This window comes from Streptomyces sp. V3I8, from assembly GCF_030817535.1.
Classification (GTDB): Bacteria; Actinomycetota; Actinomycetes; order Streptomycetales; family Streptomycetaceae; genus Streptomyces.
The window spans coordinates 5,494,514-5,515,435 of record NZ_JAUSZL010000002.1 but is presented as its reverse complement, the minus strand read 5'-3'; the positions used below and the strand labels follow the sequence as shown (position 1 = coordinate 5,515,435).

Sequence of the window (20,922 nt, the reverse complement as noted above, 5' to 3'; positions counted from 1 at the left end):
CACGAAAATGTTCGACACGGTACTGGTCGCCAATCGGGGCGAGATCGCCGTCCGGGTCATCCGGACCCTGCGGTCGCTGGGCGTGCGCTCGGTGGCCGTCTTCTCCGACGCGGACGCCGACGCCCGCCACGTGCGCGAGGCGGACACGGCGGTACGCATCGGCGCGGCGCCGGCCGCCGAGAGCTACCTGTCGGTGGAGCGGCTGCTGGCGGCGGCGGCGCGGACGGGCGCGCAGGCGGTGCACCCGGGCTACGGGTTCCTCGCGGAGAACGCGGAGTTCGCGCGGGCGTGCACGGCGGCCGGGCTGGTCTTCATCGGCCCCCCGGCGGACGCGATCTCCCTGATGGGCGACAAGATCCGCGCCAAGGAGACGGTGCGGGCGGCGGGGGTCCCGGTGGTGCCGGGCTCCTCCGGCAGTGGCCTGACCGACGCCGAACTGGCCTCCGCGGCACGGGAGATCGGCATGCCGGTGCTGCTGAAGCCCTCGGCGGGCGGGGGCGGCAAGGGCATGCGGCTGGTGCGCGACGCGGCCGCGCTGGCGGACGAGATCGCCGCCGCGCGCCGTGAGGCCCGGGCCTCCTTCGGCGACGGCACCCTCCTCGTCGAGCGGTGGGTCGACCGGCCCCGGCACATCGAGATCCAGGTCCTGGCGGACGGCCACGGGAACGTGGTGCACCTCGGCGAGCGCGAGTGCTCCCTCCAGCGCCGGCACCAGAAGATCATCGAGGAGGCGCCCAGCGTGCTCCTCGACGAGGAGACCCGCGCCGCGATGGGCGAGGCGGCCGTCCAGGCGGCCCGTTCCTGCGGTTACTCGGGCGCGGGCACGGTCGAGTTCATCGTGCCGGGCAGTGATCCGGCCTCGTACTACTTCATGGAGATGAACACGCGTCTGCAGGTCGAGCACCCCGTGACCGAGATGATCACGGGTCTGGACCTGGTGGAGTGGCAGCTGCGGGTGGCCGCGGGCGAGCGGCTCGGCTTCGGCCAGTGCGACGTCACGCTCACCGGGCACGCCGTGGAGGCCCGCGTCTGCGCGGAGGACCCCGCGCGGGGTTTCCTGCCGTCCGGCGGCACGGTCCTGCGGCTGCACGAGCCCCGGGGGAACGGCGTGCGCACCGACTCGGGCCTCACCGAGGGCACGGAGGTCGGCTCGCTGTACGACCCGATGCTGTCCAAGGTGATCGCGTACGGCCCCGACCGCGCGACGGCCCTGCGCCGCCTCCGCGCGGCCCTGGCGGAGACGGTGACGCTGGGGGTGCAGACGAACGCGGGGTTCCTCCGGAGGCTGTTGGCGCATCCGGCGGTGGTGGCGGGCGACCTGGACACGGGGCTGGTGGAGCGGGAGGTGGAGGGGCTGGTCCCGGACGGGGTTCCGGAGGAGGTGTACGAGGCCGCCGCGGCCGTACGCCTGCACGCGCTCGCCCCCGCCACCGGCGGCTGGACCGATCCGTTCTCCGTACCGAACGGCTGGCGGCTCGGGGGCGAACCGGTTCCGCCCGTCTTCGACGTGCGGGTGACGGGACATGAACCCGTCGCTCGCCGGGCCCGGCCGGACGCCGAGGTCACCCCCACGCGGGTCTCCGTGACCCTCGACGGCGTACGCCACACCTTCCACCACCACGGCACCTGGCTCGGCCGGGACGGCGACGCCTGGAACGTGCTGGACCACGACCCGGTCGCCGCCTCCCTCACCGGCGCGGCGCACGCGGGGGCACACTCCCTCACCGCGCCCATGCCCGGCACGGTGACCGTCGTGAAGGTCGCCGTCGGGGACGAGGTGGCCGCCGGGCAGAGCCTGCTGGTGGTGGAGGCGATGAAGATGGAGCACGTCATCGCCGCCCCGCACGCCGGCACCGTCACGGAACTGGACGTCTCCCCGGGCACGACGGTCGCGATGGACCAGACCCTGGCCGTGGTCGCGCCACTCGAAGAAGCCGACACGGCGGCCGCCACGGAAGGGGCCGCGTCATGACCACCCCTGAACTCGGGCTGCCCATGGCCGTCCCGGCCGAAGGTCTCCCCGCCAGGGTCCGCATCCACGAGGTCGGCGCGCGCGACGGGCTGCAGAACGAGAAGACGGCCGTCCCGACGCAGGTGAAGGCCGAGTTCATCCGCCGGCTGGCCGCCGCGGGCCTCACCACCCTTGAGGCGACCAGCTTCGTGCACCCCGAGTGGGTGCCCCAACTGGCCGACGCCGAGCAGCTGTTCCCTCTCGTACGGGACCTGACCGGCCCCGCCGGAGAGGCCCTGCACCTGCCCGTCCTCGTACCGAACGAGCGGGGCCTGGACCGCGCCCTGACCCTGGGCGCGACCCGGATCGCGGTCTTCGCCAGCGCCACCGAGTCCTTCGCGAAGGCCAACCTCAACCGGACCGTGGACGAGGCGCTGTCGATGTTCGAGCCGGTGGTGGCACGGGGCCGGGCGGAGGGCGCGCACGTGCGCGGCTACCTGTCCATGTGCTTCGGCGACCCGTGGGAGGGCCCGGTGCCGATCCCCCAGGTCGTACGGGTCTGCCGGGCCCTGCTCGACATGGGCTGCGACGAGCTGAGCCTGGGCGACACGATCGGCGTGGCGACCCCGGGGCATGTGGACCGGCTCCTCGACGCGCTGGTGGAAGCAGGCGTTCCCACCGCCTCCCTCGGCGTGCACTTCCACGACACGTACGGCCAGGCGCTCGCCAACACCCTGGCCGCGCTGCGGCACGGCGTCACGACCGTGGACGCGTCCGCGGGCGGCCTCGGCGGCTGCCCGTACGCGAAGAGCGCCACCGGCAACCTCGCCACCGAAGACCTCGTGTGGATGCTGACGGGCCTCGGCATCGACACCGGGGTCGACCTCGGCCTCCTCACCGCCACCAGCGGGTGGATGGCCGGACAACTGGGCCGACCCAGCCCGTCCCGCACCGTCCGCGCCCTCTCCCACAAGGAGTGACCCCCATGTCCCTGGACCACCGCCTCTCCCCCGAGCTGGACGAACTGCGGCGCACGGTGGCCGAGTTCGCCCACGACGTCGTCGCGCCGAAGATCGGTGACTTCTACGAGCGGCACGAGTTCCCGTACGAGATCGTCCGCGAGATGGGCCGCATGGGGCTGTTCGGGCTGCCTTTCCCGGAGGAGTACGGCGGCATGGGCGGCGACTACCTGGCGCTGGGCATCGCCCTCGAAGAACTCGCCCGCGTGGACTCCTCGGTGGCCATCACCCTGGAGGCGGGGGTGTCGCTCGGCGCGATGCCGATCCACCTCTTCGGCACCCCGGAGCAGAAGGCCCGGTGGCTCCCCCGTCTCTGCTCGGGCGAACTCCTCGGCGCCTTCGGCCTGACCGAGCCGGACGGCGGCTCGGACGCGGGCGCGACCCGGACGACGGCCCGCCTGGACGAGGCGACGGACGAATGGGTCATCAACGGCAGCAAGTGCTTCATCACCAACTCGGGCACGGACATCACGGGTCTGGTCACGGTCACGGCGGTCACGGGCCGCACCGAGGCGGGCAAGCCGCTGATCTCCTCGATCATCGTGCCGTCCGGCACCCCCGGCTTCACGGTCGCCGCCCCGTACTCGAAGGTCGGCTGGAACGCCTCGGACACCCGCGAGCTGTCCTTCGCGGACGTCCGCGTCCCGGCGGCGAACCTGCTCGGCGAACAGGGCCGCGGCTACGCGCAGTTCCTGCGCATCCTGGACGAGGGCCGCATCGCCATCGCGGCGCTGGCGACCGGCCTGGCGCAGGGCTGCGTGGACGAGTCGGTGAAGTACGCCAAGGAGCGCCACGCCTTCGGCCGCCCGATCGGCGCGAACCAGGCGATCCAGTTCAAGATCGCGGACATGGAGATGAAGGCCCACACGGCCCGCCTGGCCTGGCGCGACGCGGCCTCCCGGCTGGTGGCGGGCGAGCCCTTCAAGAAGGAGGCGGCGCTGGCGAAGCTGCACTCCTCCACGGTCGCCGTCGACAACGCCCGCGACGCCACCCAGATCCACGGCGGCTACGGCTTCATGAACGAGTACCCGGTCGCCCGCATGTGGCGCGACTCCAAGATCCTGGAGATCGGCGAGGGCACGAGCGAGGTCCAGCGCATGCTGATCGCGAGGGAACTGGGCTTGACGGGCTGAGCGGCGCGGCGCGCGGTCCGGGGAACCGGCGCCGGCTCCCCGGACCGCGTATGCGCCGGATCCGCAACGCCCGGCCGGCCAGAGCTGTGGCCCGTGCCACGGAGGAACAGCACGAACACGAGCCGGCCGCGGCCGTCGGCAACCCACGGGTGCTCCGGGGCAGGACGCACCGGAGGCGTCCTCCCGATGGACGAGTTCGAGTCCCCCGCGCTGCGAGGACCGGTGTTTCCCGCGGGCCGAACCGGTCGCCGTGCCCGCACGAGAGCGAACCGGCGGACACGTGGCGGCGGGGAACCCGCCCTTGGGCCTCAGCTGAGGTTAGGCTAACCTACCTTCGCACTTGTCCGGTGGGCCCTCCGCCCTGTTCGAAAGCAGTCACGCCATGTCCAACGCCCGTGCCACCCACCTCTCCCGACGCGGCGTCCTCGCCGCCGGCGGGGCCCTCGGCCTCGGTGCCGTCCTGGCGGCCTGCGGGGACGACGACGCGAAGAGCGGTGGCTCGGCGGACGGGACGAAGGCCGCCGCCTCCGGTCCCTGGACGTTCGAGGACGACCGCGACAAGACCGTGAAGCTCGACAAGGTCCCGGCGAACATCGTCGCGTTCACCGGTGTCGCCGCCGCCCTCTTCGACTACGGCATCGAGGTCAAGGGCGTCTTCGGCCCGACGAAGACCAAGGACGGCAAGGCCGACGTCCAGGCCGGCGACATGGACGTCAGCAAGCTGACCGTCCTCGGCAACGCATGGGGCCAGTTCAACATCGAGAAGTACGCCACCCTGGCCCCGGACGTGCTGATCTCCACGATGTTCGACGACGCCGGCACCCTCTGGTACGTCCCCGAGGAGTCCAAGGACAAGATCCTCAAGCTCGCCCCGAGCGTCGGCATCTCCGTCTACGACCGCCAGCTGCCCGAGCCGCTGGAGCGGATGCTCGCGCTCGCGAAGTCGCTGGGCGCGGACGTGAAGGCCGCCAGGACCGTCGAGGCGAAGAAGAACTTCGAGAAGGCCGCCGAGCGCCTGCGCGCCGCCGCCAAGGCCCGCCCCGAGATCAAGGTCCTCGCCGGTTCCGCCAGCCAGGACATCTTCTACGTGTCCGGCTCGAACCTCTCCGTCGACCTGGAGTACTTCAAGGCCCTCGGCGTGAACCTCGTCGAACCGCCGGCCAAGGTCCTGAAGGCCAGCGGCGGCTGGTTCGAGAACCTGAGCTGGGAGAACGTCGACAAGTACCCGGCCGACGTCATCATCATGGACGACCGCACCGCGACCATCCAGCCCGCCGACATCACCGAGGCGACCTGGAAGAAGCTCCCCGCGGTCAAGGCCGGCCAGGTCATCGCCCGCACCCCGGAGCCGATCCTCTCGTACGCCAAGTGCACCCCCATGCTCGACAACCTCGCCGAGGCCATCGAAAAGGCCAAGAAGGTCGCTTGACACGGCACTTGGGGTCCCGCGCCTCCGGAAGGCCGCCGCAGGCGCCTTCCGGAGGCGCGGGGAACTGCGCGACCAGCCCCCGCCGGCCCGCAGGCAGAGCACCACCACGCCCCGCCCCCACAGCCGTGGAGGCGGGGCGCATTCATGGGCCCCACCTCATAAGCCCAGCTCATGGGGGTCCGGCGGCACTCCGCGCGACGCGGGAGAGGCATGTGTCACAGCGGTGGCAGGCGGGGCGGAGACTCACAGAAACTTAGGTTAGGCTAACCTAAGTTCGGCGCCGCCCCCCATGCCCCTTCCCTGCGCCCGTCCCCACTCCTGCCCCCCGGAGGACTCCCCCATGCGCTCGCACCTGCTCAACGACACGACCGCGGAGCGGTACCGCCGCTCCGTGACCGAAGGAATAGAGCGGGTGGCGGCCAAACTCGCCACCACGGAACGGCCGTTCACCGGCGTCACGGTCGACGCCCTCGCCCCCCGCATCGACCGCATCGACCTCGACAAGCCGCTGCACGACACCACGGCCGTGCTCGACGAACTGGAGGACGTCTACCTCCGGGACGCGGTCTACTTCCACCACCCCCGCTACCTCGCCCACCTCAACTGCCCCGTGGTCATCCCGGCCGTGGTCGGCGAGGCGGTGCTCTCCGCCGTCAACTCCTCCCTCGACACCTGGGACCAGTCGGCCGGCGGCACCCTCATCGAGCGCAAGCTCATCGACTGGACCAACGAGCGCATCGGCTTCGGCCCCGCCGCCGACGGCGTGTTCACCTCCGGCGGCTCGCAGTCCAACCTCCAGGCGCTGCTGCTCGCCCGTGAAGAGGCTAAGAGCGACTCGTACGCCGACCTGCGGATCTTCGCCTCCGAGGCGAGCCACTTCAGCGTAGGGAAGTCGGCGAAACTCCTCGGACTCGGCCCCGACGCCGTGGTCACCGTCCCCACCGGCAACGACAAGCGCATGCGGACGGTCGCGCTCGCCCACGAGCTGGAGCGCTGCGCGCGCGAGGGCCTGGTCCCGATGGCCGTCGTCGCCACGGCCGGCACCACCGACTTCGGCTCCATCGACCCGCTGCCCGAGATCGCCGAGCTGTGCGAGCAGTTCGGCGCCTGGCTGCACGTGGACGCGGCGTACGGCTGCGGACTGCTCACCTCGCTGAAGAACCGGCACCGCATCGACGGCATCGAGCACGCCGACTCGGTGACCGTGGACTACCACAAGTCCTTCTTCCAGCCGGTGAGTTCCTCCGCCGTCCTGGTCCGCGACGCGGCCACCCTGCGGCACGCCACCTACCACGCGGAGTACCTCAACCCGCGCCGCATGGTGCAGGAGCGCATCCCCAACCAGGTCGACAAGTCCCTGCAGACCACCCGCCGGTTCGACGCCCTCAAACTGTGGATGACCCTGCGGGTGATGGGCGCCGACGGCATCGGCGAGCTCTTCGACGAGGTCTGTGACCTGGCGGAGGAGGGCTGGCGGATGCTGGCCGCCGACCCGCGCTACGACGTCGTGGTCGCCCCCTCCCTGTCCACCCTCGTCTTCCGCTACATCCCCGCCGCCGTCACCGACCCGGCCGAGATCGACCGCGCCAACCTGTACGCCCGCAAGGCCCTGTTCGCCTCCGGCGACGCGGTGGTCGCGGGTACGAAGGTCGGCGGCCGCCACTTCCTGAAGTTCACCCTGCTCAACCCCGAGACCACGACGGACGACATCTCCGCCGTGCTCGACCTGATCGCCGGCCACGCCGAGCAGTACCTGGGAGAGTCCCTTGTCCGCGCTTCCTGAACCCGCGACCGCGCAGTCCGCCGGGTCCACCGTGCACACCCACGACTTCATCGGCATCGGGCTGGGCCCCTTCAACCTCGGCCTCGCCTGCCTCACCGAGCCGATCGACGAACTCGACGGCGTGTTCCTGGAGTCCAAGCCGGACTTCGAGTGGCACTCCGGGATGTTCCTGGAGGGCGCGCACCTCCAGACGCCGTTCATGTCGGACCTGGTCACCCTGGCCGACCCGACGTCCCCGTACTCCTTCCTCAACTACCTGAAGGAATCGGGCCGGCTGTACTCGTTCTACATACGCGAGAACTTCTACCCGCTGCGCGTCGAGTACGACGACTACTGCCGCTGGGCCGCCTCGAAACTGACCTGCATCCGCTTCGGCACGACGGTCGCGGAGGTGACGTACGAGGAGGGGAGCGAGGTGTACGTCGTCCGGACGACTGCCGGTGAGCGCTACCGCGCCCGGCACCTGGTCCTCGGCACCGGCACGCCCCCGTACGTGCCCGAGGCGTGCGCGGAGCTCGGCGGGGACTTCCTCCACAACTCCCGCTACCGGCAGCACAAGCGGGAACTGCAGGCCAAGAAGTCGATCACGCTGGTCGGCAGCGGGCAGTCCGCCGCCGAGATCTACCACGACCTGCTGAGCGAGATCGACGTCCACGGCTACCGGCTGAACTGGGTCACGCGCTCCCCGCGGTTCTTCCCGCTGGAGTACACCAAGCTGACGCTGGAGATGACCTCCCCCGAGTACATCGACTACTTCCACGCGCTGCCCGAGCGGACCCGCTACCGCCTCCAGACGGAGCAGAAGGGCCTGTTCAAGGGCATCGACGGCGAGCTGATCGACGCGATCTTCGACCTGCTCTACCAGAAGAACCTCGGCGGCCCCGTCCCCACCCGGCTGCTCACCAACTCGGCGCTGCGCACGGCGGCGTACGAGAACGGCACGTACACCCTGGGCCTGCGCCAGGAGGAGCAGGGCAGGGACTACGAGCTGCAGTCCGAGGGCCTGATCCTCGCCACCGGCTACCGGTACGTGGAGCCCGCGTTCCTGGCGCCCGTGCGCGACCGGATCCGCTACGACGGGCAGGGCAACCACGACGTGGCCCGCAACTACGCGATCGACACCACCGGTCGCGGGATCTTCCTGCAGAACGCCGGCGTCCACACCCACTCGATCACGTCGCCGGACCTCGGCATGGGCCCGTACCGCAACACCTGCATCATCCGGGAGCTGCTCGGCACCGAGTACTACCCGGTGGAGAAGTCCATCGCGTTCCAGGAGTTCGGCGTATGAGCGCCGCCGGGACCGCCGACGCCGTCGGCACGCTGAGCATGCGCCCCCTCGACCCCCTCAGGGACGCCGGGCTGCTGCACTCCTGGGTGACCCATCCCAAGGCGGCGTACTGGATGATGCAGGGCGCGAAACTGCAGGACGTGGAGCGCGAGTACATGGCCGTCGCGGCCAGTGAGCACCACCACGCGTACCTCGGGTTCCACGACGGGCGGCCCGCGTTCCTGATGGAGAAGTACGACCCCCGGTACATCGAGCTGGTGGGGCTGTACGAGCCCGAGCCGGGCGACGTCGGCATGCACTTCCTGGTCGCCCCCACCGACCGGCCCGTGCACGGCTTCACCCGGGCCGTCATCACCGCCGTGATGGACGAGCTGTTCGCCGACCCCCGCACCCGCCGGGTCGTCGTCGAACCGGACGTCACCAACGAGGCGGTGCACGCGCTGAACGAGGCCGTCGGCTTCGTCCCCGAGCACGAGATCCAGAAGCCGGAGAAGCGCGCGCTGCTGTCCTTCTGCACCCGCGACCAGTTCATGAACCGGCGCGATGCGGCCGGCCGAGGAGTTTCCCTGTGACCCTGTCCGACGCCGTGGCACATCTGTCCCCCGACCGCTGGGCCCGGGCCAACCGCCTGCTCATCCGCAAGGCACTCGCCGAGTTCGCCCACGAGCGGCTGATCACGCCCGAGACCGTCGAAGGCGACGAGGGCGCGTACGCCGTCCGCAGCGACGACGGCCTGACCCACTACCGGTTCACCGCCGTCCGCCGCGCCCTCGACCACTGGCAGGTCGACGCCGGGTCGATCACCCGCAGCCGTGACGGCGCCGAACTCCCGCTCGCCGCGCTGGACTTCTTCATCGAGTTCAGGAAGTCGCTCGGGCTGAGCGACAAGGTGCTGCCGGTCTACCTGGAGGAGATCTCCTCCACCCTCTCCGGCACCTGCTACAAGCTCACCAAACCCCAGGTCACCTCCGCCGAGCTCGCGGGGAGCGGCTTCCAGGAGATCGAGACGGGGATGACCGAGGGCCACCCCTGCTTCGTCGCCAACAACGGCAGGCTCGGCTTCGGCGTCCACGAGTACCTCTCGTACGCGCCCGAGACCGCGAGCCCGGTACGGCTCGTCTGGCTGGCCGCGCACCGCTCGCGGGCCGCGTTCACGGCGGGCGCCGGCATCGAGTACGAGTCGTTCCTGCGCGGCGAGCTGGGCCAGGAGACCGTGGACCGCTTCCACGGCGTCCTGCGCGACCAGGACCTCGACCCGGCCGACTACCTCTTCATCCCGGTCCACCCCTGGCAGTGGTGGAACAAGCTCACGGTGACCTTCGCCGCCGAGGTGGCCCGCCGGCACCTGGTGTGCCTGGGCGAGGGCGACGACGAGTACCTGGCCCAGCAGTCGATCCGGACGTTCTTCAACACGAGCGCGCCCGGGAAGCACTACGTGAAGACCGCCCTGTCGGTCGTCAACATGGGCTTCATGCGCGGCCTGTCCGCCGCCTACATGGAGGCGACCCCGGCCATCAACGACTGGCTCGCCCAGCTCATCGACAACGACCCGCTGCTGCGCTCGACCGGCCTGTCGATCATCCGCGAGCGCGCGGCCGTCGGCTACCGGCACCTGGAGTACGAGGCCGCCACCGACCGCTACTCCCCCTACCGCAAGATGCTCGCCGCCCTGTGGCGCGAGAGTCCGGTCCCCGCGCTGCGGGACGGCGAGACCCTGGCCACCATGGCCTCGCTCGTCCACGTCGACCACGCGGGCTCCTCGGTCGCGGCCGCGCTGATCGAGCGCTCGGGCCTCACCCCGGTGGAGTGGCTGCGCCGCTACCTGCGGGCCTACTTCACCCCGCTGCTGCACAGCTTCTACGCGTACGACCTGGTGTTCATGCCGCACGGCGAGAACGTCATCCTCGTCCTCGAGGACGGGGTGGTCCAGCGGGCGGTCTACAAGGACATCGCCGAGGAGATCGCCGTCATGGACCCGGACGCGGTGCTCCCGCCGGCGGTCGAGCGGCTGCGCGTGGACGTCCCCGAGGACAAGAAACTCCTGTCGCTCTTCACGGACGTCTTCGACTGCTTCTTCCGCTTCCTGGCGGCGAACCTGGCCGACGAGGGCGTCCTCGGGGAGGACGACTTCTGGCGGACCGTCGCCGACTGCGTACGCGACTACCAGAAGGCCGCGCCCGAACTCGCGGACAAGTTCGCGCAGTACGACCTGTTCGCGCCCGAGTTCGCGCTGTCCTGCCTCAACCGGCTCCAGCTGCGCGACAACGAGCAGATGGTGGACCTCTCCGACCCGGCCGGTGCCCTCCAGCTCGTCGGCACCCTGAGGAACCCCGTCGCCGGGCTGTAGCCACGTCTCACAGCCCCCACCAGCAGGCGGGCGCCCCCGCGTACGGTCCCAGGGGGCGCCCGCCGTCGTACCGGCGGCTATCTCCCGGTCGGCCAGGGCACCTGCGGCGACCGGTAGTAGTTCATGCCGAGCGCGTCCCAGCGCGGTGCCTGCGCCGCGAGCCGGACCCTGTAGTCGTCCCAGTCGTGCGTCGAGGCGGGCGACCAGCCGAGCTCGGCGACCCCGGGCAGCCGCGGGAACGCCATGTACTCGATGTCCGACGAGGTCGCGAGGGTCTCCGTCCACAGCGGTGCCTCGACACCCCGTACGGCCGAAGCCGGCGCGCCCGGCAGGTAGGCGCCCGGGTCCCAGTCGTAGGAGCGCCGCACCTCCACCAGACCGGCCCAGTCCTGGCCGAGGGGGGTGTCCGCGGTGTACTTCATGTCGAGGTACACCCGGTCGGCGGGCGAGAGGACGAGCCCGGTGCCGTTCCTGGCCGCCGCCGCGACCTGCTCCTTCTCGGCCGCGCTCGTGTCGTCCAGGCCCCAGTACTGGGCCACCGCGCCCTTCGCCGGGGCCGCCCCGGTCAGCTGGTGCCAGCCCACCACGGTCTTGCCGTACTTCGCGACGACCGGCTGGACCTTCTCCATGAAGGCCACGTAGTCCTCGTGGCTCGTCGAGTGCGCCTCGTCGCCGCCGATGTGGAGGTACCGGCCCGGGGTGATCGCGGCCAGTTCACGGATGACGTCGTCCACGAAGTCGTACGTCACCGGCTTGTCGACGCACAGCGAACTGAAGCCGACCTCGGTGCCGGTGTAGAGCGGCGGGGCGACGCCGTCGCAGTTCAGCTCCGGGTACGAGGCGAGCGCCGCATTGGTGTGCCCGGGCATGTCGATCTCGGGCACGACCTCCAGGTGGCGCGAGCCGGCGTACCGGACGATGTCCTTGTACTGGGCCTTCGTGTAGTGGCCGCCGGGGCCGCCGCCGACCGACGTGGATCCGCCGTACGGGGCGAGACGCGGCCAGGAGTCGACGGCGATGCGCCAGCCCTGGTCGTCGCTGAGGTGCAGGTGCAGGGTGTTGATCTTGTAGAGCGCGAGCTGGTCGATGTAGCGCTTGACCTGGTCCACGGTGAAGAAGTGCCGGGAGACGTCGAGCATCGCGCCGCGCCAGCCGTAGCGGGGGGTGTCGGTGACGGTGCCGCCGGCGACCGGCCAGGGTCCCGGCTGCTCCGAGTCCTCCTCGACGGCGGCGGGCAGCAGCTGCCGCAGGGTCTGCACGCCGTGGAAGAGTCCGGCGGGCTCGCGGGCGGTGATCGTGACAGCACCCTTCCCGCTCGTCAGCCGGTAGCCCTCGGCGCCCAGCCGGGCGTCCTCGCGGGTGATCCGGAGCCGGATGCCGTCGCCGCCCGGGTCGGCCGTGACGGGGAGCCGGTAGCCGGTCGACGGCCGCAGCACGCCGGCGAGGTACGCGCCGACGTCCCGGACCTCCTTCGACCGGTCCACGCGGATGCGCGTACCGCTCGTGATCCGGTACGGGGGGCCGCCCGGGTCGACGGAGGCGGGGGCCGGGACGACCCGGTCCAGCGGGGTGACGGGAGGGGGGACGGTGCGGTCGGACGCGGACGGTGCCGCGCCGACGGCGGAGATTCCGGCGGCTGCCACGAGCAGCAGCGTACCGAGCAGGCGGGGCGTTCTGTGCTGTCTCACATGCGCTCCCTTCGAATGGGTATAGACCACTCTCCCGCAGAGGCGGTGGAACAATCACCCCCATGGCGGAAATCATCCAGCGGGACGGAACGTGGACCTTCGACGGCGACGTCCTGCGGCTGGTGCCGGGCCGCGACCGGAACGTGGGTCTGCTGCGTAAGTCCCTCGGTGAACTGGCGGTCCCGCTGGGCGCGTTGGCAGGCATCTCGTTCGAGCAGGGCAAGAGGACCGGCCGGCTCAGGCTGCGGCTGCGGGACGGCGCGGACCCGCTGCTCCAGGCGACCGGGGGCCGGCTCGTGGACTTCGCCGACCCCTACCAGCTGACGGTGGAGTCGGACCGCTACGGCGTGGCGGAGTACTTCGTGGACGAGATACGCAACGCGCTGCTCCTGGACGAGGTGCCGGCCGTCGCGGTCGACCGCTATCTGCTGCCGGGCCCGGCCGTGCCCCTGTCGGTCTCGGCCGGCGACGGCACCGCGAGCTTCGACGGGGAGCGGGTCCGCCTGGAGTGGAACTGGAAGACGGAGGAGGCCAAGTCGGCCGCCGGCACCCGTACGCTCGCCCTGGCCGACATCCGGTCCGTGGAGTGGCAGCCGTCGGTCGGCCTGGAGAACGGCCACCTCCGCTTCACGGTCCGGGGCGCCCCCACGAAGGCCCCGCCGAAGTACGACCCCCACGCCATCGAACTGTGGGGCTTCAGGAAGGACCCCCTGACGGCCCTGGTGGCAGCGGCGGTCCAGGCCCGCCTCCCCCACCCCTCGGCCGCGCCGGACGCGCCGCCGAAGCGGCTCGCGCCCACCGGGGCCGACCAGGACGCCCTGCTGCGCCGCCTGCGCGAACTGGGCGACCTGCACAGCACAGGCGTCCTGACGAACGAGGAGTTCACCCAGGCCAAACAGGCGATCCTGAAACGGCTGTAGCCCCCGCAGAGGCACGGCGAAGCCGCCTCTGCAGGGGCGCGGGAAACTGCGCGCCCAGCCCCCACACACCCGCACCCGACGAGCGGCCCAACCGGCGTGGCGAAGCCCGCCGTCCAGGGACGCGGGGAACTGCGCAACCGGCCCCCACCGACCCGCACCCGACGAGCGGCCCAACCCGCGGGGCGCCCCCGGAGCGCCCCACCCAGGTCAACGAACCCGACGCGCCACCACGAACCGGTCGACCTCCTCACCTGTCTCGGCGATTCCCCGCACCGTCAACGTGGCGGTACGCCCCTTCGCCGCCGGCGTCACGTCGACCCGCAGGAACGAGTAGTCCAGGTACCGCACCCGGGACCACGCGACCGTCTCGGCCCGTCGCTCCCCGTCCGCCAGGCACACGAACGACGACACCGCGTCGTCGTCCTTCACCTGACCCTCGTACGACTCGTCCGCACTGAACGCGTACAGGCTCCGCCCCGCCGCCCCCGCGGTCACGTACACGACACCGTCGGTCTCGGGGTACGCCGTCCCGCCGATCGGCAGCTGCCTGGCGACCTCGCCGCCCTTGAGGACGTCGGTGCGCTCGTACACGTGGTTGTGCCCGTTGATCACCAGGTCGACGGTGTACTTCTCGAACAGCGGCACCCACTCCTGCCGCACCCCGCCCTCGGAGGCGTGCGCGGTCGAGGTGCAGTACGCGCAGTGGTGGAAGAAGACGACGACGAAGTCGATCCCCTTCGCGGCCCGGTACTTCTTGAGCTGCGCCTCCAGCCACCTGGTCTGCGTCCCCCCGGAGATGCCGAGGTTGGCCGGGATCTCGAAGGAGATGTCGTTGGCGTCGAGCGAGATGACCGCCGTGTTGCCGTGCACGAAGGTGTAGACGCCGGGCAGGTTCTTGCGGTCGGGGCCGTTCCCGGGCAGCCGCCAGCGCGCGTCCTCGCCGCCGTAGCCGTTCGGGGAGTACCAGGCCTCCATGTCGTGGTTGCCGTAACTGACCATCCACGGCACCTGCTTGGCGACCGACTCGGTCTGGGCGAGGAACTGGTCCCAGGTGCGCGAGTCGTAGCCGGTGTCCTCCTTCCTGCCCATGCCGGACGGGTCCGCGTACGCGATGTCACCGGCGTGCAGGTGGAACGCCGGGCCCTGCGCCAGGATCAGGCTGTCGTTGGCGAGGCCGTGGTAGCTGACGCCCTGGTCGCCGAAGGCGGTGAAGGTGAACGGCTCGGCCCGGTCGGGCGCGGTGGTGAAGGTGCCGATCGTGCCGGCGAGGCGCGGCGCCGCCGGGTCGAAGCCCTCGTGCCCGACGCCGTAGTAGTACGTGCGGCCGGGCCGCAGGTGGGTGAGTTCGGCGTGCAGGTAGTACTGGGTGTGGTCGCCGCTCGCGCCCACCCCGGCCGGGGTGAACAGCGTGCGCACCTCCGCCTCGATCTTCCGCGAGAGGTCCCAGGGGTGGGCACCGATCCGGATGTACGGCCTGCGCACCGCGACCGGGACCTGCCAGGACACGGTCATCTCGGTGCGCGGGTCGGCGCCGTACGCGAGGTGACGGCCGAACGGCGCGACCAGGGCCCCGTCGATCCGCTCGGCGCCACGGGTCTGCGCCGGTACCGCCGACGCGGTCGGCGCGGCGGCCTGCGCGGTCGCCCCCGGCAGGAACGCGCCACCCACGACGGCGCCCACGGTGACGGCCCCGCCCCTGATCATCGTGCGGCGGGAGAACCTGGAGCGCAGGTACTCGTGCTGCTCGGCCATGCTCATCCGCCCGGCGAGGTGCGGCGGGATCCCCATACGTGGAATGTCCATGGCCTGAAAGGTGCCCCCAGCAACCATCCCGTTCCGGGCCGGCGGGTGAACAGGCGGCCAACAGGGTCCCATAAGAGTTTCAACAGACGCTTGCCCGATATCGGGCAGGATTCTTGCGATTGCCCGCGCTTTACCTCAGGATCGTCGGGTGCACGAGGAACTTGTCGATCACCTGACGCGCTCCTCGCCCCTCAGCCGGGGCGAGGCACTGCGGGTGATCCAGGACGTGCTCGCCTACTTCGACGAGACGACGGAGGACTACGTCCGTCGCCGCCACCGGGAGCTCCAGGCACAGGGCCTGGTCAACTCGGCGATCTTCGAACGGATCACGGCGGATCTCCAATACCGCGCGGTCGCGCCGCCGGAGCTCACGCTCCGCCAGGTGCGCCGCATCGTCTACGGCTAGGAACCTTCTGTATGTGCGGAATCGTGGGATACATCGGCAGGCGCGACGTGGCGCCGCTCCTCCTCGAAGGCCTGCAGCGCCTGGAGTACCGGGGCTACGACTCGGCGGGGCTCGTGGTGACGTCCCCGAAGACGGCCGGTCTGAAGATGGTCAAGGCCAAGGGCCGGGTCCGTGACCTGGAGGCCCGCGTCCCCAAGCGCTTCGCCGGCACCACGGGCATCGCCCACACCCGCTGGGCCACCCACGGCGCCCCGTCCGACGAGAACGCCCACCCGCACATGTCGGGCGACAACAAGGTCGCCGTCGTCCACAACGGCATCATCGACAACGCCTCCGACCTGCGCAGGAAGCTGGAGGCGGAGGGCGTCGAGTTCCTCTCCGAGACCGACACCGAGGTCCTCACCCACCTCATCGCCCGCTCCCAGGCCGAGAAGCTGGAGGACAAGGTCCGCGAGACCCTCCGGGTCATCGAGGGCACGTACGGCATCGCGGTGATGCACGCCGACCACGCGGACCGCATCGTGGTGGCCCGCAACGGCTCCCCGGTCGTCCTCGGCATCGGCGAGAAGGAGATGTTCGTCGCCTCGGACATCGCCGCGCTGGTCACCCACACCCGCCAGATCGTCACCCTGGACGACGGCGAGATGGCGACCCTGAAGGCCGACGACTTCCGTACGTACACCACCGAGGGCACCCGTACGACGTCCGAGCCGACCACCGTGGAGTGGGAGGCCGCCTCGTACGACATGGGCGGCCACGACACGTACATGCACAAGGAGATCCACGAGCAGGCCGAGGCCGTGGACCGGGTGCTGCGCGGCCGGATCGACGACCGGTTCTCGACCGTGCACCTCGGCGGGCTGAACCTGGACGCCCGCGAGGCCCGCAAGATCCGCCGCGTGAAGATCCTGGGCTGCGGCACCTCGTACCACGCGGGCATGATCGGCGCCCAGATGATAGAGGAGCTGGCCCGCATCCCCGCGGACGCCGAGCCCGCCTCGGAGTTCCGCTACCGCAACGCGGTCGTCGACCCCGACACGCTGTACGTGGCGGTGTCCCAGTCCGGTGAGACGTACGACGTCCTGGCCGCCGTGCAGGAGCTGAAGCGCAAGGGCGCCCGGGTCCTCGGCGTCGTGAACGTCGTCGGTTCGGCCATCGCCCGCGAGGCCGACGGCGGCATGTACGTGCACGCCGGGCCCGAGGTGTGCGTGGTCTCCACCAAGTGCTTCACCAACACCACGGTCGCCTTCGCGCTGCTCGCCCTGCACCTGGGCCGCACCCGCGACCTGTCGGTCTCCGACGGCAAGCGGATCATCGAGGGCCTGCGCAGGCTCCCCGGGCAGATCACCGAGATCCTCGCCCAGGAGGACGAGATCAAGAAGCTGGCCGAGAGCTACGCCGAGGCCCGCTCCATGCTCTTCATCGGCCGGGTGCGCGGCTACCCGGTGGCCCGTGAGGCCTCGCTGAAGCTGAAGGAGGTCTCGTACATCCACGCCGAGGCCTACCCCGCCTCGGAGTTGAAGCACGGCCCGCTCGCGCTGATCGAGCCGGCGCTGCCGACGGTCGCGATCGTCCCGAACGACGACCTGCTGGAGAAGAACCGCGCGGCCCTGGAGGAGATCAAGGCCCGCAGCGGCAAGATCCTCGCCGTGGCCCACGAGCACCAGGAGAAGGCCGACCAGACGATCGTCGTCCCGAAGAACGAGGACGAGCTGGACCCGATCCTCCTCGGCATCCCCCTCCAACTCCTCGCCTACCACACGGCGTTGTCCCTGGGCCGCGACATCGACAAGCCGAGGAACCTCGCGAAGTCGGTGACGGTGGAGTAGCCGCTCCCGGGAGGCGGCCCGCAGAGGCGGCCGGCACAGGACGGACCCCCGCGCGTCGCCACCAGACGCGCGGGGGTCCGTTCACACGCCGGGGCCGCCCAAAACCCCGGCTGGCCGCCCGCCACCGGTGACCGTCACGTCACATCCCGGCCGGCAGCACGACGTGTGTCGCACGCCGTACGACGCACGTCGTGCGACGACGGCAAACCTGCCCCCTATATGCCCTTCACAAGCGCACAAACACCTCTACGCGCGAGTAGTTTCCGGAGTCGCACGAGCGAGCCGCACGACGGAACCGGGCGGACACGGGGAGCCGGGCGGAAAGAGCCGGCCGGCGGGGAACGGAGCTCAGGGAATGGGGAACGGAGCTCAGGGAATGACGACGACCGGCCGCTGCGCCCGCTTGGCGAGCCGCCCCGCGACCGACCCGAAGAGCCGGCCGACGAGCCCGTGGGTCGACCCCACGACGATCGCGTCGGCCTCGTACTCCCGCCCGACCTCTTCGAGTTCGTGGCAGATGTCGCCGCCGCGCTCGACGAGGATCCAGGGGACCTCGGCCAGGTACTCCGCACAGGCGAGTTCGAGCCCGAGCACCTCGGTGCGGTGGTCCGGCACGTCGACGAAGACCGGCGGCTCGCAGCCCGCCCACACCGTGGTGGGCAGCCGGTTGGCGACGTGCACGATGATCAGACCCGATCCGGACCGGCAGGCCATGCCGATCGCGTACGCCAGGGCGCGCTCACTGGACGTCGAGCCGTCGAAGCCCACGACGACCCCGTGCTTGAAGGCGGGATCGCAGGACTGACGTGCTTCTTCCGCCGCCAAGGGCTCGGCCGCCGTGGGATCGGCGACGGGGCGCTTGCGGTCCGCAGGTTCGAATTCGTGACCGGCCATGGATGTCTCGGCGTTCGGATCCTCTGGGTGGGACGAGCGGTGACGGCGGAGCTGTGTCCGGGAATCATCTTCCCAACCCCATACCCGTAAGGGTACGGCGACAAGCGTTCTGCGCCCACTTCCCGCTCCCGGCTCGGGAAGGTTCCCCGGAGCATGCACGAGAGGGTGCCCGTAACGCAATGGTTGCTGCCACCTACAGCCGCTTCACCCGCCCCTCCCCCGGCCGGGTGACACCCCCGCCGGGGGCGCGGGAACCACGCGGGCGGTCATGACGCGCCCGCGGCCGGCGAAGCACCCGGGGGAACCCGGGGCTCCCGGGGGTTCCCCCGGGAAGCTCCCCGTGACCGCCCGCTCGAACACGCGTTGAACCCCGGTAACCCACCGCCCAGGGAGCACACCGTGTCCGCACGCCCCTCGACCGCGCCCCGCCCGCACTCCGCACCGCCCACCGCTCAGGACACGGTCACCCACGTGGTCGCCGACGCGGTGACCGACGTGGTCCGCTGGGCGGCGTTCAGCTGCGTCCTGGTGCCGGTCGTCCTCGTCGGGTACGGGGCCTCGCTGGCGGGCGCGGCCGGCACGGCCCTCGGCCTGGTCGCGGTGACCGGCGCCTGCCGGGTGCTGCTGCGCCGGTCCGAGCACGGCGCGGCGGAACTGCGCGCGCGGGAGCGGACCCCGCATCATGGGCGGCACGGCGGGACCCGGGCGGAAGGCCGCCGGGAAGGCCGCCGGGGAGACCGCCGGGCCGGTGCGGAGGCCCCGGTCGACTGACCGGTTTACGCACACGCGTCCGCCACTTTTCAGCCAACTTCTCTGCCCTGCGCGTCCCTTGGCCGAACCACCCCCCGACCCCCGTTCCACCTGCACCGAAAGGGTCCAGCAGGGTACCCGCACCCTACGGGGACCGGCCACGGTGACGAGGCGCACTTCCCTGGGCGGCCCACGAGTGCAACGCTTCGTGATCGAATGCTTCACGCCAAGTTGCCATGTCGACAATCTGCCGAGTGCTGAACTGGCCACCTCGGCACCGTGCGACACAGTAGATTCGATCTTGACGTCTTACGGCGGGGGACTCGTGCAGGACCGAGGGGAAACGTGTTGGAGCGACAGACCCGAAAGGTTGAGGGTGCCGCGACCACCGAGGGGGGCTTAGCAGGATGAGCCACGACTCCGCTGCCGCGCCAGAAGCCGCGGTCCGGAAGCTGTCCGGACGACGCCGCAAGGAGATCGTCGCGGTGCTGCTGTTCAGCGGCGGCCCCATCTTCGAGAGTTCCATACCGCTGTCGGTGTTCGGGATCGACCGCCAGGACGCCGGCGTACCGCGGTACCGACTACTGGTGAGCGCCGGTGAGGAAGGCCCCCTGCGGACCACAGGAGGCCTGGAACTCACCGCGCCCAACGGGCTGGAGGCGATCTCCCGGGCGGGCACCGTTGTCGTGCCCGCGTGGCGGTCGATCACCTCACCGCCACCGGAGGAGGCGCTCGACGCGCTGCGCCGGGCACACGAGGAGGGCGCCCGCATCGTCGGGCTGTGCACCGGCGCCTTCGTCCTCGCCGCGGCCGGGCTGCTGGACGGCCGTCCCGCGACGACACACTGGATGTACGCACCGACGCTGGCCAAGCGCTACCCGTCGGTGCACGTCGATCCCCGCGAGCTGTTCGTGGACGACGGCGACGTGCTGACGTCGGCCGGCACCGCGGCCGGGATCGACCTCTGCCTGCACATCGTGCGGACGGACCACGGCAACGAGGCGGCCGGAGCACTGGCCCGCCGCCTGGTGGTGCCACCCCGGCGCAGTGGCGGCCAGGAGCGCTACCTCGACCGCTCTTTACCCGAGGAGATCGGCGCCGACCCGCTCGCGGAGGTCGTCGCCTGGGCCCTGGAACACCTCCACGAGCAGTTCGACGTGGAGACGCTGGCGGCACGCGCGTACATGAGCAGGCGTACGTTCGACCGCCGTTTCCGTTCGCTCACCGGGAGCGCTCCCCTGCAGTGGCTGATCACCCAGCGGGTGCTCCAGGCGCAGCGGCTCCTGGAGACGTCCGACTACTCGGTGGACGAGGTCGCGGGCCGCTGCGGGTTCCGTTCGCCGGTGGCGCTGCGCGGGCACTTCCGCCGCCAGCTGGGCTCCTCGCCGGCGGCGTACCGCGCCGCGTACCGGGCGCGCCGCCCGCAGGGTGAGAAGCAGAGCGACCCGGACGGCTCGCCGCCGTCACCGCCACCGGTGCTGCAGGAAGCACCCGTGCCGTTCCAGTCCCGCCGTACGGCGGCCGCCCACGCGGTCGGCCCGGCGGCGTCGTCCCTGTCCGCGGACGCGGGGCGCGCGGAGCTGTACGTGGCCGGGCGGCACAGCCTGCCGGGCCAGCGGAGCGCGACCTGACGACACCGGCGCGCCCGGCGTCGTGCGCCGGCCCCGGACCCCTCGTGG

At 71.2% G+C, this 20,922-nt stretch carries 16 protein-coding genes; 13 read left to right on the top strand and 3 right to left on the bottom strand.

Annotated elements, in window-relative coordinates:
• The first annotated feature begins 7 nt into the window (after positions 1-7).
• The 8 genes from QFZ75_RS24575 to QFZ75_RS24540 all read left to right on the top strand — a co-directional run bounded on the left by QFZ75_RS24575 (position 8) and on the right by QFZ75_RS24540 (position 10,953).
• Entirely contained in the window at positions 8-1,972 is a 1,965-nt protein-coding gene (locus QFZ75_RS24575; protein ID WP_307540174.1) for an acetyl-CoA carboxylase biotin carboxylase subunit, read from the top strand.
• A complete protein-coding gene (locus QFZ75_RS24570; RefSeq protein WP_307540172.1) occupies positions 1,969-2,931 on the top strand; it encodes a hydroxymethylglutaryl-CoA lyase in 963 nt (320 codons plus the stop codon). Before QFZ75_RS24575 ends, QFZ75_RS24570 begins: the two co-directional genes overlap by 4 nt.
• 11 nt (positions 2,932-2,942) lie before the next feature.
• Positions 2,943-4,103, top strand: coding sequence for an acyl-CoA dehydrogenase family protein (locus QFZ75_RS24565; protein WP_307544756.1), 1,161 nt, complete (start codon positions 2,943-2,945; stop codon positions 4,101-4,103).
• 382 nt (positions 4,104-4,485) lie between these two features.
• Positions 4,486-5,532, top strand: coding sequence for an ABC transporter substrate-binding protein (locus tag QFZ75_RS24560; protein WP_307540170.1), 1,047 nt, complete (start codon positions 4,486-4,488; stop codon positions 5,530-5,532).
• Positions 5,533-5,872: 340 nt separating this feature from the next.
• On the top strand, positions 5,873-7,315 hold the full coding sequence (gene desA, locus QFZ75_RS24555; protein WP_307540168.1) for a lysine decarboxylase DesA: 1,443 nt from the start codon (positions 5,873-5,875) through the stop codon (positions 7,313-7,315).
• On the top strand, positions 7,299-8,606 hold the full coding sequence (locus QFZ75_RS24550; protein ID WP_373465938.1) for a lysine N(6)-hydroxylase/L-ornithine N(5)-oxygenase family protein: 1,308 nt from the start codon (positions 7,299-7,301) through the stop codon (positions 8,604-8,606). The genes desA and QFZ75_RS24550 overlap by 17 nt, the downstream gene beginning before the upstream one ends.
• Positions 8,603-9,178 (top strand): GNAT family N-acetyltransferase, encoded by a 576-nt coding sequence (locus QFZ75_RS24545; protein ID WP_307540166.1) that lies wholly within the window; start codon positions 8,603-8,605, stop codon positions 9,176-9,178. The genes QFZ75_RS24550 and QFZ75_RS24545 overlap by 4 nt, the downstream gene beginning before the upstream one ends.
• Positions 9,175-10,953 (top strand): IucA/IucC family siderophore biosynthesis protein, encoded by a 1,779-nt coding sequence (locus QFZ75_RS24540; protein ID WP_307540165.1) that lies wholly within the window; start codon positions 9,175-9,177, stop codon positions 10,951-10,953. The genes QFZ75_RS24545 and QFZ75_RS24540 overlap by 4 nt, the downstream gene beginning before the upstream one ends.
• Before the next feature lie 77 nt (positions 10,954-11,030).
• Here QFZ75_RS24540 and QFZ75_RS24535 read toward each other — a convergent pair whose 3' ends face one another.
• On the bottom strand, positions 11,031-12,641 hold the full coding sequence (locus QFZ75_RS24535) for a beta-N-acetylhexosaminidase (RefSeq protein ID WP_307540163.1): 1,611 nt from the start codon (positions 12,639-12,641) through the stop codon (positions 11,031-11,033).
• 62 nt (positions 12,642-12,703) lie between these two features.
• On the opposite strand from QFZ75_RS24535, the gene QFZ75_RS24530 reads away from it, so the two are divergent.
• Positions 12,704-13,561 carry a DUF4429 domain-containing protein gene (locus QFZ75_RS24530; protein WP_307540162.1) on the top strand — a complete coding sequence of 286 codons (858 nt, stop codon included), beginning with the start codon at positions 12,704-12,706 and terminating at the stop codon, positions 13,559-13,561.
• A gap of 207 nt (positions 13,562-13,768) precedes the next feature.
• On the opposite strand, the gene QFZ75_RS24525 is transcribed toward QFZ75_RS24530, so the two are convergent.
• Complete coding sequence (locus tag QFZ75_RS24525) at positions 13,769-15,349, bottom strand: metallophosphoesterase family protein (RefSeq protein ID WP_307544752.1); 1,581 nt, start codon at positions 15,347-15,349, stop codon at positions 13,769-13,771.
• A 163-nt stretch (positions 15,350-15,512) separates the two neighbouring features.
• Between QFZ75_RS24525 and QFZ75_RS24520 the strand changes: the two genes are divergently transcribed.
• On the top strand, positions 15,513-15,770 hold the full coding sequence (locus QFZ75_RS24520) for a hypothetical protein (RefSeq protein ID WP_307540160.1): 258 nt from the start codon (positions 15,513-15,515) through the stop codon (positions 15,768-15,770).
• Between the two features lie 11 nt (positions 15,771-15,781).
• Complete coding sequence (gene glmS, locus QFZ75_RS24515) at positions 15,782-17,599, top strand: glutamine--fructose-6-phosphate transaminase (isomerizing) (protein ID WP_307540158.1); 1,818 nt, start codon at positions 15,782-15,784, stop codon at positions 17,597-17,599.
• 369 nt (positions 17,600-17,968) lie between these two features.
• Here glmS and QFZ75_RS24510 read toward each other — a convergent pair whose 3' ends face one another.
• A complete protein-coding gene (locus QFZ75_RS24510) occupies positions 17,969-18,493 on the bottom strand; it encodes a universal stress protein (protein ID WP_307540157.1) in 525 nt (174 codons plus the stop codon).
• Between the two features lie 399 nt (positions 18,494-18,892).
• Between QFZ75_RS24510 and QFZ75_RS24505 the strand changes: the two genes are divergently transcribed.
• The gene (locus QFZ75_RS24505; protein ID WP_373465937.1) at positions 18,893-19,264 is read left to right on the top strand and encodes a hypothetical protein; all 372 of its coding nucleotides are present in this window, start codon (positions 18,893-18,895) and stop codon (positions 19,262-19,264) included.
• A gap of 386 nt (positions 19,265-19,650) precedes the next feature.
• A complete protein-coding gene (locus QFZ75_RS24500; RefSeq protein WP_307540155.1) occupies positions 19,651-20,874 on the top strand; it encodes a helix-turn-helix domain-containing protein in 1,224 nt (407 codons plus the stop codon).
• Positions 20,875-20,922 lie beyond the last annotated feature (48 nt).

Bases quoted from the DNA above. Each gene is read 5' to 3' on its own strand.
- QFZ75_RS24575 (WP_307540174.1), top strand. From the start codon at position 8: ATGTTCGACACGGTACTGGTCGCCAATCGGGGCGAGATCGCCGTCCGG.
- QFZ75_RS24570 (WP_307540172.1), top strand. From the start codon at position 1,969: ATGACCACCCCTGAACTCGGGCTGCCCATGGCCGTCCCGGCCGAAGGT.
- QFZ75_RS24560 (WP_307540170.1), top strand. From the start codon at position 4,486: ATGTCCAACGCCCGTGCCACCCACCTCTCCCGACGCGGCGTCCTCGCC.
- desA (WP_307540168.1), top strand. From the start codon at position 5,873: ATGCGCTCGCACCTGCTCAACGACACGACCGCGGAGCGGTACCGCCGC.
- QFZ75_RS24545 (WP_307540166.1), top strand. From the start codon at position 8,603: ATGAGCGCCGCCGGGACCGCCGACGCCGTCGGCACGCTGAGCATGCGC.
- QFZ75_RS24530 (WP_307540162.1), top strand. From the start codon at position 12,704: ATGGCGGAAATCATCCAGCGGGACGGAACGTGGACCTTCGACGGCGAC.
- QFZ75_RS24525 (WP_307544752.1), bottom strand. From the start codon at position 15,349: ATGGGGATCCCGCCGCACCTCGCCGGGCGGATGAGCATGGCCGAGCAG.
- glmS (WP_307540158.1), top strand. From the start codon at position 15,782: ATGTGCGGAATCGTGGGATACATCGGCAGGCGCGACGTGGCGCCGCTC.
- QFZ75_RS24510 (WP_307540157.1), bottom strand. From the start codon at position 18,493: ATGGCCGGTCACGAATTCGAACCTGCGGACCGCAAGCGCCCCGTCGCC.
- QFZ75_RS24500 (WP_307540155.1), top strand. From the start codon at position 19,651: ATGAGCCACGACTCCGCTGCCGCGCCAGAAGCCGCGGTCCGGAAGCTG.